General features: G+C 58.1%; 16 protein-coding genes. 10 read left to right on the forward strand and 6 right to left on the reverse strand.

Translation table 11 applies throughout. The annotated features are described in order from the left end of the window. Nucleotides 1–11: 11 nt before the first annotated feature. Nucleotides 12–341: an ArsR/SmtB family transcription factor gene (locus TU76_RS17050; RefSeq protein ID WP_019825789.1), complete on the reverse strand. Its 330-nt coding sequence runs from the start codon at nucleotides 339–341 to the stop codon at nucleotides 12–14. Between the two features lie 92 nt (nucleotides 342–433). On the opposite strand from TU76_RS17050, the gene TU76_RS17055 reads away from it, so the two are divergent. Next, nucleotides 434–1,297, forward strand: coding sequence for an MBL fold metallo-hydrolase (locus tag TU76_RS17055; RefSeq protein ID WP_048352180.1), 864 nt, complete (start codon nucleotides 434–436; stop codon nucleotides 1,295–1,297). A gap of 177 nt (nucleotides 1,298–1,474) precedes the next feature. On the opposite strand, the gene TU76_RS17060 is transcribed toward TU76_RS17055, so the two are convergent. Together TU76_RS17060 and TU76_RS17065 are read right to left on the reverse strand one after the other, a co-directional pair. Then, nucleotides 1,475–2,368, reverse strand: a complete 894-nt coding sequence (locus tag TU76_RS17060; RefSeq protein ID WP_019825793.1) for a PA4780 family RIO1-like protein kinase — start codon at nucleotides 2,366–2,368, stop codon at nucleotides 1,475–1,477. Nucleotides 2,369–2,509: 141 nt separating this feature from the next. Then, nucleotides 2,510–3,304 carry an AraC family transcriptional regulator gene (locus TU76_RS17065; protein ID WP_048352181.1) on the reverse strand — a complete coding sequence of 265 codons (795 nt, stop codon included), beginning with the start codon at nucleotides 3,302–3,304 and terminating at the stop codon, nucleotides 2,510–2,512. 82 nt (nucleotides 3,305–3,386) lie between these two features. On the opposite strand from TU76_RS17065, the gene TU76_RS17070 reads away from it, so the two are divergent. Beyond that, nucleotides 3,387–4,400: a bile acid:sodium symporter family protein gene (locus TU76_RS17070; RefSeq protein WP_048352182.1), complete on the forward strand. Its 1,014-nt coding sequence runs from the start codon at nucleotides 3,387–3,389 to the stop codon at nucleotides 4,398–4,400. Nucleotides 4,401–4,511: 111 nt separating this feature from the next. Here TU76_RS17070 and TU76_RS17075 read toward each other — a convergent pair whose 3' ends face one another. Then, nucleotides 4,512–5,786: an acetyl-CoA C-acetyltransferase gene (locus TU76_RS17075; RefSeq protein WP_046810465.1), complete on the reverse strand. Its 1,275-nt coding sequence runs from the start codon at nucleotides 5,784–5,786 to the stop codon at nucleotides 4,512–4,514. Nucleotides 5,787–5,908: 122 nt separating this feature from the next. On the opposite strand from TU76_RS17075, the gene TU76_RS17080 reads away from it, so the two are divergent. The 7 genes from TU76_RS17080 to TU76_RS17110 all read left to right on the forward strand — a co-directional run bounded on the left by TU76_RS17080 (nucleotide 5,909) and on the right by TU76_RS17110 (nucleotide 12,860). After that, entirely contained in the window at nucleotides 5,909–7,261 is a 1,353-nt protein-coding gene (locus TU76_RS17080; RefSeq protein WP_019825800.1) for a 3-oxoacyl-ACP reductase, read from the forward strand. Between the two features lie 3 nt (nucleotides 7,262–7,264). Beyond that, nucleotides 7,265–8,119 (forward strand): MaoC family dehydratase, encoded by an 855-nt coding sequence (locus tag TU76_RS17085; protein WP_048352183.1) that lies wholly within the window; start codon nucleotides 7,265–7,267, stop codon nucleotides 8,117–8,119. Nucleotides 8,120–8,340: 221 nt separating this feature from the next. Beyond that, nucleotides 8,341–8,646, forward strand: a complete 306-nt coding sequence (locus TU76_RS17090; RefSeq protein WP_019825804.1) for a nucleotide pyrophosphohydrolase — start codon at nucleotides 8,341–8,343, stop codon at nucleotides 8,644–8,646. After that, complete coding sequence (locus TU76_RS17095; RefSeq protein WP_046810468.1) at nucleotides 8,643–9,392, forward strand: methyltransferase domain-containing protein; 750 nt, start codon at nucleotides 8,643–8,645, stop codon at nucleotides 9,390–9,392. The genes TU76_RS17090 and TU76_RS17095 overlap by 4 nt, the downstream gene beginning before the upstream one ends. Before the next feature lie 23 nt (nucleotides 9,393–9,415). After that, entirely contained in the window at nucleotides 9,416–10,030 is a 615-nt protein-coding gene (locus TU76_RS17100) for a DUF4136 domain-containing protein (RefSeq protein WP_046810469.1), read from the forward strand. Nucleotides 10,031–10,058: 28 nt separating this feature from the next. Next, nucleotides 10,059–10,646: a DUF4136 domain-containing protein gene (locus TU76_RS17105; protein ID WP_019825810.1), complete on the forward strand. Its 588-nt coding sequence runs from the start codon at nucleotides 10,059–10,061 to the stop codon at nucleotides 10,644–10,646. Nucleotides 10,647–10,880: 234 nt separating this feature from the next. Continuing rightward, a complete protein-coding gene (locus TU76_RS17110; protein WP_048352184.1) occupies nucleotides 10,881–12,860 on the forward strand; it encodes a pilus assembly protein TadG-related protein in 1,980 nt (659 codons plus the stop codon). A 202-nt stretch (nucleotides 12,861–13,062) separates the two neighbouring features. Here the strand turns inward: TU76_RS17110 and TU76_RS17115 are convergent, their stop codons facing one another. Together TU76_RS17115 and TU76_RS17120 are read right to left on the reverse strand one after the other, a co-directional pair. Next, on the reverse strand, nucleotides 13,063–15,813 hold the full coding sequence (locus TU76_RS17115) for a PAS domain-containing sensor histidine kinase (RefSeq protein WP_048352185.1): 2,751 nt from the start codon (nucleotides 15,811–15,813) through the stop codon (nucleotides 13,063–13,065). Further along, nucleotides 15,803–16,246: a TadE/TadG family type IV pilus assembly protein gene (locus tag TU76_RS17120; RefSeq protein ID WP_048352224.1), complete on the reverse strand. Its 444-nt coding sequence runs from the start codon at nucleotides 16,244–16,246 to the stop codon at nucleotides 15,803–15,805. The genes TU76_RS17115 and TU76_RS17120 overlap by 11 nt, the downstream gene beginning before the upstream one ends. 71 nt (nucleotides 16,247–16,317) lie before the next feature. On the opposite strand from TU76_RS17120, the gene TU76_RS17125 reads away from it, so the two are divergent. Further along, nucleotides 16,318–16,791 (forward strand): prepilin peptidase, encoded by a 474-nt coding sequence (locus TU76_RS17125; protein ID WP_048352186.1) that lies wholly within the window; start codon nucleotides 16,318–16,320, stop codon nucleotides 16,789–16,791. Nucleotides 16,792–16,855: the final 64 nt, after the last annotated feature.

The raw sequence follows: 16,855 nt of genomic DNA on the forward strand, positions 1-16,855 counted from the left end.
ATGAGGCCGCGTTACTTTTTAAGTGCTTGCCCGCAATACAAACCCGACAGGGCTTGCATCACACAAACCACTTCAAAGCTGGCAAGCGAATAAAAAATGTACTTCCCCATCCTCCGGGTGTTGACCATGCCCTCATCGCGCAACACGCCAAGCTGTTGCGACAAGGTGGGTTGCCTGATGCCCGTCAACCCTTCCAGTTCACCGACATTGCGCTCACCTTGGGTCAATTGGCAGAGCAGCAGCAGTCGGTCTTCATTGGCCAGGGCTTTGAGAAGGGTGCAGGCTTTGGATGCAGAGTCGCGCAGAAGTCCGATTTCTTCGCTGGTTAACTGAGCAGTCATGAAAAGCTCCGGGCCGTGATGGTCGACAGTCTACGACCCGATAATATATGTTTCAATATATTGAGTATTTTTTGACTAACGCGAGGCCATTCATGCAACCCGCCATTCAAGGTTTTTTCGACCCCGTGACGTCGACCGTGAGCTACGTGGTTCATGAAGCTGGCGCTCGCGAGTGCGCAATCATCGATCCGGTGCTCGACTACGATGCCGCCGCCGGACGCATCAGTACCACCGGTGCAGAAATCATTGCTGCTTACGTGCAGGCACAGGGCCTGAAGGTGCAATGGCTATTGGAAACCCATGCCCACGCCGACCACCTGTCTGCCAGCGCTTACCTGAAGCGCAAACTGGGCGGCCAGATCGGCATCGGCGCTGCCATCACCCAGGTACAAGGGGTATTTCGCGACATCTACAACCTTGAGCCCGAGTTCAAGCTGGACGGTTCGCAGTTTGACCGGTTGTTCGAACCGGACGAGCTGTTCCAGATCGGACGACTTAAGGTGCAAGCGTTGCACGTGCCCGGGCATACCCCGGCCGACATGGCGTATCAGGTTGAAGGCGACAGCCTGTTTGTGGGCGACACGCTGTTCATGCCCGACGTTGGCACGGCCCGCTGCGACTTCCCGGGGGGCGATGCGCATCAGTTGTATCAGTCGATCAAGCGTCTGCTGGCCCTGCCTGCACAGACCCGGTTGTTCATGTGCCATGACTATCCGCCAGCAGGGCGTGAGGCCGCATGGTCAACGACGGTGGGTGAACAGCGCGCCAAAAACATTCATGTCAACGACAGTATCGACCTGACGGGTTTTGTCGACATGCGCACCGCCCGCGACGCGACGCTGGGGGTTCCGGCACTGCTGATTCCGGCCATTCAAATCAACATCCGGGCCGGCAACCTGCCGCCTGCCGATGAAACCGGCCTGTGCAGCCTTAAAGTGCCGCTGAACCGTTTTTAGCCGCACCATTTTTTTGTGTGTGGGAGCGGGCTTGCTCGCGATGCAGGGAACGCGGTCTACCGGTATGACCGCAGTGATGCCATCGCGAGCAAGCCCGCTCCCACAACAAGCCTGCTCCCACAGGGCTGCATTGAAGTAAAAAAAATCCGGCCTGAGCCGGATTTTTTATTTAGCCAATTACTGCATCCACGGTGGAGGCGGCTCTTCAGACTTGCTCGGTGGCGCATCATCTGCAGCACGCACGGCCTGACGGAACGCTTCGTCCAGACGGGCAGCTTCGATCTCGCGCATGACACCGCCAACATCAGCCAGCTCGTCCGGCTCGTCAAACTCGCCCGTCAATACGCTGCCAGGGTGCAAAGTGGCGGCTTCGTAAAGCGCCCACATTTCCTTGGCGTATTTGGTTGTCTTCAATTCCGGCGCAAAACGCCCGAAGTAAGAAGCCATGTTGCCCACATCACGCTCCAGCATGCTGAAGGCGTGGTTATTACCAGCTGCATCGACAGCCTGTGGCAGATCGATAATCACCGGCCCGGTTGGCGTCAACAGTACGTTGAACTCGGACAAATCGCCGTGGACCAAGCCGGTACACAGCATCAGCACAATCTGCTGAATCAGGAACGCGTGGTACTCGCGAGCCTGGTCCGGCTCCAGCACCACGTCATTGAGTCGCGGTGCTGCATCGCCGTACTCATCGGCCACCAGTTCCATCAACAGCACGCCTTCCAGGAAGTCGAACGGTTTTGGAACCCGAACACCGGCGCCCGCCAGACGAAACAGCGCAGCCACTTCGGCGTTCTGCCAGGCATCTTCGGTTTCTTTACGACCGAACTTGGAGCCCTTGGCCATCGCTCGGGCCTGACGGCTGTTGCGAACCTTGCGACCCTCCTGATATTCGGCGGCCTGGCGGAAACTTCGTTTGTTAGCCTCCTTATAAACCTTGGCGCATCGCAGCTCATTGCCGCAGCGGACTACGTACACAGCTGCTTCTTTGCCACTCATGAGTGGGCGCAGCACCTCGTCGATCAGACCGTCCTCGATCAGGGGTTCTAAGCGTTTTGGAGTCTTCATCAGCTTTTATTGTGGGTCCTTTATTACCAAACACGCGAATGTCACTCGTTATACGGCAATCCACTCACCACGGGGAGAGGGCAAACGATTTGAATGATAGACGAGCAACCCGTTTAGAGCACCGACAAATGAGCCCGTAGCTTAGCCCTGGCGAAATAACTCGCCCGGCGTAAAGCCAAACATCTTTTTGAACACCGCGATGAACGCTGACGTCGACTCATATCCGCACGACAACGCCGCGCGCGTGACATGCCCACCCTCCTCTAGCACCCGCAACGAAGACAGCAATCGTACCCGCTGACGCCAACTGCGAAAGCTCAAGCCCGTTTCACGCAGGAACAAACGCATAAGGGTTTTCTCAGACATGCCCAACCGATCCGACCACAGGCTCAGGCTCACGTCGGCATCGGGGGTTTCGATCAACTCATTGCACAGCACCAGCAAGCGACCATGGCGGGGCAACGGCAGCGAAAAACCCACCTCGGGCAGGCTCGCCAATTGATCCAGCAACACCGTCACCAGCCTTTGCTCAGGACTGCCGCCCTCCGGGTATTCGACGGGGAGCGCACAAAAACTTTTGATCAGTTCGCGCGCCAGCGGCGTAACTTCAAGGACCCGGCACTGGTCAGGCGCCCACTGGCAATCCTCTCGACGCACATACAGGCTGCGCATTTCAGCACGCATCGAGGTGATGACCTCATGCTCCAGCCCGGCGGGAATCCAGATCCCCCACTGGGGAGGGGCAAAAAAACTGCCCTCCTCGGTGTGCACGCCCAATACACCACTGATCGCGTATGAAAACTGCACCCAATCATGTCGATGACGTGGCGTCCACGAACCTGCGCCCAGGCTTTCGGCCCGGGCGTACAGCGGCCGCGGCAATGCATCAAGCACTGGAATGACGCGCTGGAGCCCACGTTGTCCGTTTGGCGGCATTGATTGGCCTTATATCGCAAGACGTCAGATACCGGCGACGTTAGGCTAAGTCATCAATTCTTACAATGTTCCGGTGCCCACGATGCCTGTGCTCAAACATCTCAAACGAATGTTCTCCGACTGGTTTCTGTGCGGCATGCTGCTAGCGACACTTCTGGCGTATGTGTTCCCGCATTTCGGCAGCACTGGCGGTGGGATGCACGCTGAGTGGGTCATCAATATCGGTGTGTTCCTGGTGTTTTTCCTGCACGGGGTCAACCTGTCCAGCGAGCAAATCCGCCACGGCCTGAAAAACATCCGCCTGCACTTCATGGTTCAGGGCTTCACCTTCATCGTTTTCCCGCTGATCTGGGTCGTCGCCAACAAGCTACTGGGCGCCCATATTCCACCGTTGTTGATGCTGGGGTTCTTCTACCTGTGCGCGTTGCCTTCAACCATATCCTCCTCGGTCGCACTCACCGGCAGCGCAGGCGGCAACGTACCGGCGGCCATTCTCAATGCCAGCCTGTCCAGCGTATTGGGGATTTTCATCACCCCATTGCTCGTCAGCCTGGTGGTTGGCAGCGGCGCAGGCGGTATCGACCTGGGCTCAACCCTGCTCGACCTGTGCGCCATGCTCCTGTTGCCCCTGGTCCTTGGCCAACTGGTACGCCCGCTGTTCGGACGCTTTTTCGCCCGCCACAAGCGCTACACCAACATCTGCGACAAAGTGGTGATTCTGCTGCTGGTCTACGCGGCGTTCTGCAACTCGATGGTCTCGGGCATGTGGCAACAACAGGGCACGTCGGTGATTTTCAGCGCCTTGATTGGCAGTGCGATGCTGCTCGCCATCATCCTGTGGATGACCACCCGCACAGCCCGCGCCTTGAAGTTCAGCACCAGCGACGAAATTGCCGCCGTGTTCTGCGCCAGCAAAAAATCCCTGGCTGCCGGAGCCCCGATGGCCGCCTTGATCTTCGGCGCCAATCCGGGGCTGGGCCTGATACTGCTACCCATCATGATCTATCACCCGCTGCAGCTGATCGTGTGCTCGGTGATGGCTGAAAGCTACGCCACTCGCACTCGGCAAGAGGTTCGGGCCCCTGTGCCCGCATAACGCCTGGAGAGACTTCAACCGTGGGAGCGAGCCTGCTCGCGAAGATCATTCGCGAGCAGGCTCGCTCCCACAGGGCCTTGACCGGCAACAGAGTGCCTGTCGGGTTCAGCGCTACCGCTCAAGGATTGCGGTCACGCCCTGCCCACCCGCCGCGCAGATCGAGATCAGCCCCCGCCCCTGCCCGGCGGTGGCGAGCAGCTTGGACATATTGGTCACGATCCGTCCTCCCGTCGCCGCAAACGGATGCCCCACGGCCAGCGAGCTGCCCTTGACGTTGAGCTTGCTGCGATCAATCGAGCCCAGCGGTGCATCAAGGTCGAGCCGGCTTTTGCAGTAGGCCGCATCCTCCCAGGCTTTCAGGGTACACAGCACCTGCGCGGCAAATGCCTCGTGAATTTCGTAGTAGTCAAAATCCTGCAAGGTCAGTCCATTGCGTGCCAGCAGCCGTGGGACGGCATACACAGGAGCCATCAGCAAACCTTCTGCTCCATGCACGAAATCCACGGCGGCAGTCTCGCCATCACGCAAATACGCCAAAATCGGTAAGCCGCGCTCCTTGGCCCACTCTTCGCTGCCCAACAGCACCACGGCAGCACCATCGGTCAGTGGCGTAGAGTTGCCCGCCGTCAGCGTGCCCTTGGCACTGCGCTCGAACACGGGTTTCAGGGCTGCGAGTTTTTCCAGGGTCAGGTCGGCACGCAGGTTGTTATCACGGCTCAAACCCCGGAAAGGCGTGAGCAAGTCATCTTCCCAGCCCGCGTGATAGGCCGCCGTCAACGCCTGATGGCTGTGCAGGGCCAACTCGTCCTGCGCAAGCCTTGGAATACCCCAGGTTTGCGCCATCAACTCGCAGTGCTGGCCCATCGAAAGTCCGGTGCGGGGCTCGCCATTACGGGGAAACTCGGGCTTCAGAAATCCCGGACGCAATTGCAGCAAGGTCTTGAGCTTGTCCAGAGGCGCCTTGGTGCGATTGAACTGCAACAGCCATTTACGCAAGCCGTCATTAAGGCCAATCGGCGCATCCGAGGTAGTGTCCACTCCCCCGGCAATCGCACAGTCGATCTGCCCCAAGGCAATCTTGTTGGCCACCAGCAACACCGCTTCTAGTCCCGTCCCGCAGGCCTGCTGCAGGTCATAGGCCGGCGTTTTCGGCGAAAGCCGTGAACCCAGCACGCACTCTCGGGTCATGCTGAAATCCCGTGAATCCTTGAGCACCGCCCCGGCCACGACCTCCCCCATGCGCAGCCCGTGCAGGTTGTAACGCTCGATCAACCCCTCCAGCGCGGCCGTCAACATGTCCTGATTACTGGCGGTCGCATACGGCCCATTAGAGCGGGCAAACGGGATTCGGTTACCACCAATAATTGCTACACGACGCAGACTCATACGATTGCCCCTATTCTTTTGAATCCATTAATCGTTACAAGCGTAGGTCTTATCGCTGATAACGAACGACCACGGCATGTTTGTGGTCAACCCTTTGAACCCCATCTGTCGGAGAGTGTTCCATGTCAGACCGTTATATCGACTTCGTCAACTCATCCCTCGGCCAGCGTCTGGTCGGCGCGTTGGGTCTGCCGTCACCGGGACGACTGGAACGCTGGCAGGCCGGGCGTCTGCGCCCCGTCGAAGGTCCGCTGTTGATTGGTGGCGGGGCATTGGCCGAGCAGGTGAACCGCTTTGCCAGCAAACTCACCGACGCCGTGTACAGCTACGGCCCCGAACCATTGCTCGCCACACCCTGGATTCCAGGCCAGGGCCCCAAGCTCAAGGCCGTGGTGTTCGACGCCAGCGAACTGCTGCACACCGATCAGCTCAAGCTATTGCGCGAGTTTTTCCAGCCACTGCTGCGCAGTCTGGAACACAGCGCCCACCTAGTGATTCTGGGCCGGGCGCCTGAAACATTAAGTGACCCATTTGCCGCCAGCGCCCAGCGTGCGCTCGAGGGCTTCAGCCGGTCACTGGCCAAAGAACTGCGTAATGCCAGCACCCTGCAACTGCTGTATGTCGGTGAAGACGCGCAAGATCAGCTTGAAGGCGCACTGCGGTTTTTCCTTTCGCCCAAAAGTGCATTTATCAGCGGGCAAGTGCTACGCCTCTCGACCTGCACCTCTCAGGTACAGGACTGGACTCGCCCCTTGGCCGGGCGCAAGGCCTTGGTGACCGGGGCGGCCCGCGGAATTGGCGCCTCGATTGCCGAAACCCTGGCCCGGGATGGCGCCCAATTGATCTTGCTCGACGTTCCATCTGCCAAGGCCGACCTCGATGCACTGGCCGCCCGCTTGGGCGGGCACAGCATTGCGCTGGATATTTGTGCCGCCAATGCGGCTCAAGAGCTGGTCGAACACCTGGGTGACGGTGTCGACATCGTGGTTCACAACGCAGGTATCACCCGTGACAAAACCCTGGCCAACATGACGCCCGAGTTCTGGGACTCAGTGATCGCGGTCAACCTCAATGCCCCGCAAGTACTCACCAAAGCCCTGCTCGACAGCGGCACCCTGCGCGATAACGGTCGGGTGATTCTGCTCGCATCCATCAGCGGTATCGCCGGTAATCGCGGCCAGACCAACTACGCCGCTAGCAAGGCCGGGCTGATTGGCCTGGCTCAAGCCTGGGCCCCGATGCTGGCCGAGCGTGGCATCAGTATCAACGCCGTGGCCCCCGGGTTTATTGAAACCCAAATGACGGCGCATATCCCCTTCGCCTTGCGCGAAGCGGGCCGACGCATGAGTTCCCTGGGCCAGGGCGGCCTACCGCAAGACGTGGCCGAAGCGGTGGCGTGGCTCGCACAGCCGGGCTCTGGCGCCGTCAGCGGTCAAGCCCTGCGGGTGTGCGGACAAAGCATTTTGGGAGCATGAACCATGACCGTGAAGTGGCTCGACCTGACCAGCCCACCGCATTTGCCCGCGTTGTACGCCCGCGCCGCGGCCCGGCGCAAAATCACCGGCAGCACCTTGCCAGAACAGGGTTTGCGCTGCTGGGTTGAAGTTGAGCCCACCTCACTGGCGGCGTTCAGGGACGTATGCGACCTGGCGCCTAGCCCCTTGCTGCCTCCTACCTATCCCCATGTCCTGGCCTTTGGGCTGCAAATGCAGTTACTGACCAGCAAGGACTTTCCCTTCCCGCTCCTTGGGCTGATCCATCTAACCAATCGGATACGGCTGCTGCGCCCCATGGGCAGCGTGACGCAACTGCGCATCGGGGTGTTTGTGCACAACCTGCAAAAACACCCCAAGGGGGCGACCTTTGAAGTGGTCACCCAAGTGGACGATATGCTCGGTCCGTTGTGGGAGGCCGAAAGCACCCTGCTGTGCAAAGGCGTCGAGTTGCCGGGCGAAGCACCTGAAACCCTGCCACCCGGGCCGGTGGTGCTCAACGAACTGACTCGTTGGTACGCCCCGGCCGATATTGGCCGCCGGTACGCCAAGGTGTCGGGCGACTTCAACCCCATTCACCTCAGTGCTGCCAGCGCCAAACTGTTTGGCCTGCCCAGCGCCATCGCCCATGGCCTGTGGATAAAAACCCGCGCTGTGGCGGCATTGAACTCGCACCTGCCTGCGGCCAATGTCGAGATCTTTGTCGCCTTTAAAAAACCGGTTCGTTTGCCCAGTGAAGTGATCCTGCTCAGCAGCGAAGCCGGTTCCAGTGGTGATTTCCAGCTCAACGGGCATGGCGACCTGGTGCACCTGATCGGCAACTGGCGACCGATCAGCTAAACGACACAAGCGCATAAGCGGCTACACGAAAACGCCTACTGTGGGAGCGAGCCTGCTCGCGAAGGTCGTTCGCGAGCAGGCTTGCTCCCACAGTAGGGCTTGATCTACAACAGAGTTTGCACAAAGAACTGACTGGCAGCCCAGCATGGCTTCTATGCCTTTCACTTGCACCAACGCCCGTTCGGTCGCAAGCTTTGCTCCTTCTGGAGAGCACACCCTCGATGAACCTCGACGAACTCACGCAACGCATGCACCGCATCCGCGATAACAACGACTGGAAACAATTTCACAGCCCGAAAAATCTGGCCATGGCCGCCAGTGTCGAAATGGCTGAGCTGGTGGAAATTTTTCAGTGGCTAAGCGAAGACCAATCCCGCCAGCTACCCGCCGACAAACTCGCCCACGCAGGCCAGGAGGTAGGCGATATCGTGCTGTACCTGGTGTTGCTGTGCGCCGAGTTGGGACTGGACATGAACGACGTCGTGCGCAGCAAACTGGCCGACAATGAAAGGCGTTTCAACCCATGAGTGACCGTCACTTCGATCAACTGGCCACCCGTTTCGCCGAGAAAATCTACGGCGGCGCCAAGGGTGCCATTCGTCTGGCCGTGCTTCAGGCCGACCTTGAAGAATCACTGCCAAAACGCCCGTTACGGGTACTGGATATCGGTGCAGGGCTGGGCCACATGTCTTTGTGGCTGGCCCAGCAAGGTCACGATGTAACCCTGGCCGAACCAGCCGCCCCCATGCTTGAAGGCGCCCGCCAGCGTTTCGCCGAGGCAGGCCAGACCGGCACCTTTATTCAGGCGCCGTGGCAAGAGCTGCTGGGGCAATTGACCGAGCCCTACGATCTGGTGCTGTGCCACGCTGTGCTGGAATGGCTGGCCGAACCCCACGCGATCCTGCCGGTGCTGCATCAACTGACCGCCAAGGACGGCTGGTTATCGTTGGCGTTTTACAACCGCGACGCGTTGATCTACCGCAACCTGCTCAAGGGCCACTTTCGCAAAATGCGCAAGAACGACATGGCCGGCGAAAAACAGAGCCTCACCCCGCAGCAACCCCTCGACCCACGGGAACTGGCTACGGCACTGGACGGCCTGTGGCAGGTCGAAACTCAAAGCGGCGTGCGAGTGTTTCACGATTACATGCCCGTTGAATTTCAGGCCCGGGCCGAACTTGAGGCGCTGGTTGAAATGGAACTGGCCCATCGTCGCCATCCAGCCTTTGCCGGGCTGGGACGTTATCTGCATTGGGTGTGCCGCCCGGTTTAAATCGCCCTGCGGGGGAGACCATCATGTATCGCCGCGTTGCCTTATTCGTTTTAAGCCTGGGGCTGGGCGCTTGCCAAAGCCCCAACCCTTACACCCCGAGCGCCATGCCCATGCCGCCCGCTCCGGTGCAAGCGGCCAATACTCTGGATTTGAGCGCCTACCCCGCGCCACCGCGCGATTACGGGCGCTACCAGAGCTGGGCCTGGCTCAACGGTCGCCTGCCGGTTGGCACCGCGTGGGCCGACTCTGCCCAGATCGCCGAAGCGGTGAACAATGCGCTGGACCAGCGAGGCTTGCGCCCGGCCCAGCCCAACCGTCCAGCGGATCTGTGGGTAAGCGCTGATTTACACACCGAAAAACGCTTGCGCCAGGTACAGGACGACTATGGTTATGGGGCGGGCTACGGCAGCGGCTATGGCCGGTACGGCAGCCAGTACGGAATGTACAACTCCGTCCCGGTCGTACGGACCTACGAAGTCGAAGTCATGGTGGTGCGACTCAATCTGTATGACGGCAAAACCGGTCAACCGGTGTGGAGCTCCAGTGCAGAAACCAGCAGTAAAGGCAGCCTGGGCGAACGCAGTGATGCCCTGCGCGAATCACTGAACAAGGCAGTACAGGCTTATCCTCCCCATTAAGACTTATTGTTGAAGCGGAGAAATCATCATGCTACGTCGCCTGGCATTACTGGGCCTGGCCCTGCTGCTCAGCGCTTGCGAAACCATGCAGGTCAGCCATGACTACAACCCTGCTGTCGATTTCGCCAGATTCCAGTCCTGGGCCTGGAAAGACCCTGCCGTGCAATATCAACCCAACAACCCGATGCTGCGAAGCGACCTGACCGAGCAGCGCATCGTTCAGGCCATAAGCGGCCAGCTGGACCAGCGCGGCCTGCGCCCGGTAGCGGCAGGCAGCAAGCCGGATCTGCTGGTGCAAGCCTGGCTGATCGTTGCCAACCATCAGGAACAAGTGGTGACCAACTACGGTTACGGTCGCCCATGGGGCGGGCCGTGGGGTGGTTACTGGGGTGGCCCGTGGGAAGGTTATTGGGGCCCACCGATGTACAACGAAACCCGCAACGTGGTCTATCAAGTCGGCACGCTGCAAATCGACCTGATCGATGCCAAAGACGGCAAACTGGTGTGGCGCGGCAGTGCCGAAAAAGTCATCGACACCAGCCCTACTCCGGCTGAGCGCAGTGCGGCGATCCAGGAGGCGGTGACCAAGATATTGAGCACCTATCCACCGAAGTAAGTTCGAGAGCACTAACTTGCTCACAAAGTATATAAGTAAGTTGGTATTAATACTTTCGTGAGCAAGTTAGCTTTCACCCTCGATTTTCGACCATTTATCATCGGCTTTTGATTAACTGTTCACATCACGCCTATAAAACTGGCAACTGGCCAGCGCATCGATCACTTATTAGCTACACTCGTTCAAACTTTGGAGAGTTAGCGCTGGGCAATGTTCCAGCAACAGGAGTGCTCGATGTCTCCCCAACTACGCGGTATTGGTTTTACGGGTCCACAGCAACAGCGTGGCGCAATCGGCTTGATGGCTGCCGTGACCCTCGGCATGGTGCTGCTGTTCATGTTGCTGGTGGTCGACAGCGGGCGTTTGTACCTGGAGCAACGCAAATTGCAACGGGTGGCGGATATGGCGGTATTGGAGGCGGTGAGCAGACTGGGCACCTGTGGCAGCGGCGCTACAGCCGCGAGTTACGCGAACCAAAGCGCCATCCGCAACAGCTTTACACCCGGCGCCGTACAAAAAATAAACACTACCTGCGGAAGCCTGAGTACAAACAGCAGCCAGTTGCGTGTCTTCACCGCAGACGCAAACAAATCCGATGCCATCCGTGTGATCGCCACCACTACCGTTCCCACCAGTGTGGCAGGAGGATTGTGGAGTCTTTTTTCCAAAGACGGGTTTAACCTGAATACCAATTTGACGGCAAGTGCAGTGGGTAGCAATGGTGGGGCGCCGTTGGCAGCACTGACAATCCGCAGTTCTTTGGGCACTATTGATAGCAGTAAATCCGAACTACTCAACGGCCTGGTTGGCGGACTTCTCGGCGGCAAACTCAATCTCAGCCTCGCGTCCTGGCAAGGTCTAGCAACAACCGATATCAACTTGCTCAGTTATTTGAACCAGCTTGCTATAAATTTGAACCTTAAAGCGGGAGATTACAACCAATTACTGAATACCAATGTGACCCCCACCCAGCTTATTAATGCTGCCGTGAATGTACTGGAGAAGAACGGCGCGGGTGCAACGGTAGCTCTTCAAGGACTTAAGGCTATAAGCTTGATCGCTAGCAACACACAAATACTTAAGCTAGGCGACTTGATCAAGATACAAAACGGCACATCCACTGCAGGGCTGGATACGAACTTAAAAGTACTTGATCTTTTGCAAGGCGCTGTACAACTCGCCAATGGCAAAAGTGCAGTAGCGGCCAACATCACCACCAATATCCCGCTGGTGGGCAATGTCACTGTATCACTAAAAATTATCGAACCCCCGCAGATGTCTGTCGTTGGCAACCCTGCGCTTGCAATTCTTGATCCTTTGAACGGTGCTAGCCGTATTTATGTCAAGACCGCACAAGTGCAAACGCATATTCACATTGATTTAGCCATACTCAAACTGGTATCTCAAATTGTATCAGCCTTGACTCAACTCCTATCACCACTCACAAGCATTGTTAACAACCTCTTAGAATTGAAGTTGGACGCTGTTTTGAAATGCGTACTCTCAACCTGCGACCGCACCTCTTTAAGCATTGCTTCTTCTCTGGACATCTACTTGGAAGCCGCCAGCGCCAACAGCTATGTAACAGCCTATAACTGCGCAGGCAGCGCGCCTAAAAGTTTGACGGCTCAAACATCGAGTGCTGCCGCAAAACTTAGTATTGGTCTTCCACCCACCAATGGTGCTTTCCCGAGTACCACCGTAATAAACCAGCAAAACTATCTGGCCGTAGACCCCGTAAAACTAATAAGCATTGATGTAACCTCCTGCACATTAGTTGTTGTTTGCGGACCTTTACAGATCGGTAAAGGTGGAGCCTTAGGAATCAAAGTCCAAACACAAGTTGGCGCAACTAGCAAACCTCTTACTTGGACAGGCGCAAACTTACCAAACGTCAATACTGCCCCCTCATACCAGTCGATCGACGTCAACTCAAACATTATCAAAAGCCTCGGCGACTCTCTGAGCAGTAATCTATTAGTTTCTTACACCCCTCAAACTGGCAACATTACTAGCACTGCACTGACAGCTGTATCCGGGCTAATAAACGAAGTCACAGGCATACTTTCTACTGCGTTAAGTGGCTTGCTATCAAACCTCCTTGATCCGATCATTAAAACGCTCCTAGGGGCACTCGGCATCAGTTTGGGCAACGCCGATGTCGGTGCCAACCTCTCTTGCAACCAAGGCGGCCGCGCCCAGTTGGTGCTTTAACTCCCCCTTGAACGCAGAAGGCCCGGTGTATCAGATACACCGGGCCTCATGGTCTTACGACTGCTGCGCAGCCGATCGCAGCCTCGCTTCGCTCCTCAGCGACTACACGCCCACTGCCTGTAGCCGCTGACGAGTAGTACGAGGCTGCGTTCGAGTGCGCAGTACTCGCAGCTTCGTCAACGGCTACAGATATCGCAGCACCTCAACCCTGCACTTCAACCACCGGCAACTCCACGCAAAACCGGGCGCCGTGCTCGGTGTTGCTGACGCTTAACCGTCCGCCCATGTTGTCGATGATGCCGTAGCTCACGGATAACCCCAGCCCCGTACCAAGGCCAATGGGCTTGGTCGTGAAGAATGGCTCGAAGATTCGTTCCAGCAGACGCGGGTCAATACCGCCAGCGTTGTCGTCCACTCTGAGGCACACATGCTGTGCATCGGATTCAATGCTCAGGGCAATCCAGGGCTCAAAGTCGCGGTCGGTTTCACGCTTGCTCATCAGCGCATCACGGGCATTGACCATCAAGTTGATCAGCACTTGCTCAAGCTGGTCGACATGGCCACGCACCTGCACGTCACACGCCAGACCTTCGCTGCGCAACGCCACGCCTTTGCCGCGCAGGCCTTCGCTGAGCAAGGCCACGGAGCCTTCCATCGCTTGTGAAGGGTTGAACACTTGCTGCTCGATTTCCGAGCGACGGCCGAACACCCGCAAGTGGTCAACCACACGCGCCGCACGCTGGATTTGGCCGTCGATGCGGGCGAGTTTTTCTTGCAAGTACTCGACCTGCGCATCGCCATTGCCAAGGCGCTTGAGCACGTTAGCTACGGCCATGCGCATGACGTTCAACGGCTGGTTGATTTCGTGCGCCAGCCCCGTGGCCATTTCGCCAAGGGTGGCCATTTTCGCACTGTGGGTCAGTTGCTGCTGCGAGCGGCGCACCTCGGTGTTGTCGCGGCCAACAGCTTGTACTTCAAGCAGGTTGCCCTGCTCGTCGAAAATCCCCCGGTCCGACCACACCCACCAGGCATATTCGCGACCCGGCAGTTGCAGGCTGATTTCAGCGGAGCTTACCGGAGACTGTGGAGTCAAACCCGCAATACGCTGCACAAAGGCTTCACGCTGTTCGTCGGAGAGCCAACTGCTCAGGTTGATGCCCGGCAACTGCTCGGTCGCGCACTCCAGATAGCTGGCCAGGGGCTGGTTGCCAAAGGTCAGGGTCAGGTCAGGCCGGTACCGGCAGATCATGGCCGGTGAGTCTTCGACCAGGATTCGATAGCGTTCTTCGCTGCTCTTGACCCGCTCGGCCGCTTCGGTGGCCTCGGTGATGTCCAGCCACAACCCGACGACTTCAACCGGCAAACCCAGGTCGTCGCGCAACAATTTGGCCTCATCGAGCAGCCAATGGTAATCACCCCCCCGGTCACGAAGGCGATAGCGACGGCGGGTGCTGCCTTCGCGCAGCAATTGGCGCGTGCGCTCAAAATAGTGCTCCCGATCATCGGGGTGAACCCACTCGATCAAGGTCGCGCTTGTACACTCCTCCAGCGTCCAGCCCAGCAAGGGCTTGAGGCTATCACTGAAAAACGCGGGCAACAGCGCGCCTTCTACATAACGTTGCACGTAAATCACGGCTGGCGAGCTGGCGATCAGGTTGTCCAACCGCGCATGAGCAGCGGCGACTTGCTGCTGTTGATTCTTGATGTCGCTGACATCCAGCATAAAACCAACAATGCGCCGCCGGGTGCCGGTCCCCAGCATCTGGCCCTGAATCCGATACCACTGGGCAGGCTGTGTGCTTTGGGGTTGATGCACCCGCGCAAACAGCAATAACTCCTTGCCATGCTCCAGCAATTCATTAAATCGGCCGCAGAGTTCGTCTCTGTCCGCGGGATGAAACAGCGCCAACCATGCCTCTCGGGTCAGTGGCTGCGGCTCTGCGGTATCCGTCAGATTCGCAGCCAGTTGTGGCGCAAGTTGCAACAGCTCGTTAGTGATCGACCACTCCCACCACCCCGTGCCCAGCAAGCCTTGCAGGGCTTCCATGCGCTCGCGCTGCTGCACATGCTGTTGCTCGCGCAAGCGATCCAGCAGCGGCGCTGACAAAGCTGCGCACACCTGCATCCAGTCGCTTTCACTCATCTGCGGCCCGTGCAGTGACGCAGGGTAAAAGCCCAGCATCAACCAGGCACACAAGCCTTGCTGGTCGCTGTACGGCACCAGTACACCGTCGGCATTGCCAAACAGATCGTTAAGCCGCGGATTACCATCGCGCTCGACACGCTGGGGCGAGTTGCCGCCCAGCGGGTCGAGCAGGCTGCCCAGGTTTTGCTCTGGCAACCAGAGTTGCGGGGCATCAAACGAGTGATAGGTGCTGTGCATGTACCACGAGGACTGCGCATCATCGCGCACCGCCAGCGCCATGCAGGGCACACGCCCATGCTGGGCCACGCTGCGCAGCGCCTCATGCATCACTTCCGGCAGGCGCAGCACACTGCACTGACGCAATTGCTCGCCCAGGCTGAGGGTCAGTTGCGTGCAGCGCTCACGGTTGCGCGCCTGCTCGCTGCCAAGGCGCAGGTCGCTGATGTCCAGCAGCTGTAAAAGCCAGCCATCGCCCCGGGGCTGAACCCAGCCTCGGGTATGCACTACGCGCAGACCGGCACATTGAAAGTCCAGGTCGAGGCTGTGGCCGACCCAGTCTGCCGGCACACCTTCGAGTGCCAGCGTGCTGCCCGGCACCATGTAGCTCAGCAGCAAGCGCGGTGCACCGTCGCCGCTCGAGCGCGCCAGGCCATAACGCTGCAGGCCGTGAATATCAGTGACGTAACCGTGTTGATCGAGCATCAATTGGATGCCCGCATGGGTGGGCATTTGCGGATCATTGGATTCAGGCAAGCGCTCGTCGGTCCGTCCCAACAATCGCCCAAACAGCCCTTCACTAGTTGCCAATTTGGACGCTCGATTCGGCTTTCAAAATAGTTGGCAGATTGGGCACAGTGATGGTCCCCAGCTTGAGCACTGGCATGATGGAAGTCAGCGCCGTGGCCGGCAGACTGACACTGGCGGTCAGGACTTTGGTTGTCGCGTTGTAGGTCGCGGCCGGGACCAGACTGCTTTTCACCGCAGTTGGCACCCAGGTCAGCTTCTCGTTCAAAACGCTCTTGGCCAACGTTTCCACCACACTCCCGTAGTTAGGCGCCGTCGGATCGACCGCCATGCTACGGCGTACCGCCTCGGCCGTCGCATTATTGAAGGACTGCACCAGTAGCAGCGGCAAGCTGTAGCTGAGGACGCCATAGAGCACTGCAAAAAAAATCACAAACACCAGCGCGAACTCAATCGCAGCGGCGCCTTTCTGCTTTTTGGGAAGTCTTGTTTTCATGACTGCGTCTACCCTGACCATCGACAGTAATATCATCATAGAATCATTGGTAAAAAAGGGAGGTTCTTTACGTGATCCAGTTATGTGTTGTGTTTGTGTGGTTTGCTGCGTGTTCCATTCAAGACCTGCTCCAACGTAATATTTCCAATGTCCTGACCTTTGGTGCCGCGGCGCTTGCGTTGCTGTATTTGCTATGGACGGGGCACACCTGGCTGGGCGCAAGCGCAGCCGAAGGCGGCTGGGCGTTACTGGTCGCACTCGTTCTGACGCTTCCCGGTTATGCGCTAAACAAGCTTGGAGCCGGCGACGTAAAGCTGTTGATGGCTTTGGCACTGGCAACCGACCGTCCGACAATTCTTGGTACCATCATCGGTGCTGGCCTGTGTGCTGGCGCTTGGTGGCTCTTTGCGTCAAAAATCCTGCCGTCAATGAATCAACGGGTTAAGATCCCTTCCCTTGTCAATAACGCCCCAGTGTCAAAAAAGCTTCCATTTGCACCCTTCCTGTTAGGCGGGTTTACCCTGACAATGGCGCTCCTTCGCTAATTGATATGAGGGATTAACACCTTGTACATAGTCGTAAAGTAGGTCTACGTTTAAACCAACGCAG

Origin of the sequence: Pseudomonas psychrophila, from assembly GCF_001043005.1 — a bacterium.
In the GTDB taxonomy this organism is placed as follows: domain Bacteria; phylum Pseudomonadota; class Gammaproteobacteria; order Pseudomonadales; family Pseudomonadaceae; genus Aquipseudomonas; species Aquipseudomonas psychrophila.

Excerpts from the sequence above, each read along its gene's own strand:
- TU76_RS17050 (WP_019825789.1), bottom strand. The coding sequence starts at position 341 with ATGACTGCTCAGTTAACCAGCGAAGAAATCGGACTTCTGCGCGACTCT.
- TU76_RS17055 (WP_048352180.1), top strand. The coding sequence starts at position 434 with ATGCAACCCGCCATTCAAGGTTTTTTCGACCCCGTGACGTCGACCGTG.
- TU76_RS17060 (WP_019825793.1), bottom strand. The coding sequence starts at position 2,368 with ATGAAGACTCCAAAACGCTTAGAACCCCTGATCGAGGACGGTCTGATC.
- TU76_RS17065 (WP_048352181.1), bottom strand. The coding sequence starts at position 3,304 with ATGCCGCCAAACGGACAACGTGGGCTCCAGCGCGTCATTCCAGTGCTT.
- TU76_RS17070 (WP_048352182.1), top strand. The coding sequence starts at position 3,387 with ATGCCTGTGCTCAAACATCTCAAACGAATGTTCTCCGACTGGTTTCTG.
- TU76_RS17075 (WP_046810465.1), bottom strand. The coding sequence starts at position 5,786 with ATGAGTCTGCGTCGTGTAGCAATTATTGGTGGTAACCGAATCCCGTTT.
- TU76_RS17080 (WP_019825800.1), top strand. The coding sequence starts at position 5,909 with ATGTCAGACCGTTATATCGACTTCGTCAACTCATCCCTCGGCCAGCGT.
- TU76_RS17085 (WP_048352183.1), top strand. The coding sequence starts at position 7,265 with ATGACCGTGAAGTGGCTCGACCTGACCAGCCCACCGCATTTGCCCGCG.
- TU76_RS17090 (WP_019825804.1), top strand. The coding sequence starts at position 8,341 with ATGAACCTCGACGAACTCACGCAACGCATGCACCGCATCCGCGATAAC.
- TU76_RS17095 (WP_046810468.1), top strand. The coding sequence starts at position 8,643 with ATGAGTGACCGTCACTTCGATCAACTGGCCACCCGTTTCGCCGAGAAA.
- TU76_RS17100 (WP_046810469.1), top strand. The coding sequence starts at position 9,416 with ATGTATCGCCGCGTTGCCTTATTCGTTTTAAGCCTGGGGCTGGGCGCT.
- TU76_RS17105 (WP_019825810.1), top strand. The coding sequence starts at position 10,059 with ATGCTACGTCGCCTGGCATTACTGGGCCTGGCCCTGCTGCTCAGCGCT.
- TU76_RS17110 (WP_048352184.1), top strand. The coding sequence starts at position 10,881 with ATGTCTCCCCAACTACGCGGTATTGGTTTTACGGGTCCACAGCAACAG.
- TU76_RS17120 (WP_048352224.1), bottom strand. The coding sequence starts at position 16,246 with ATGAAAACAAGACTTCCCAAAAAGCAGAAAGGCGCCGCTGCGATTGAG.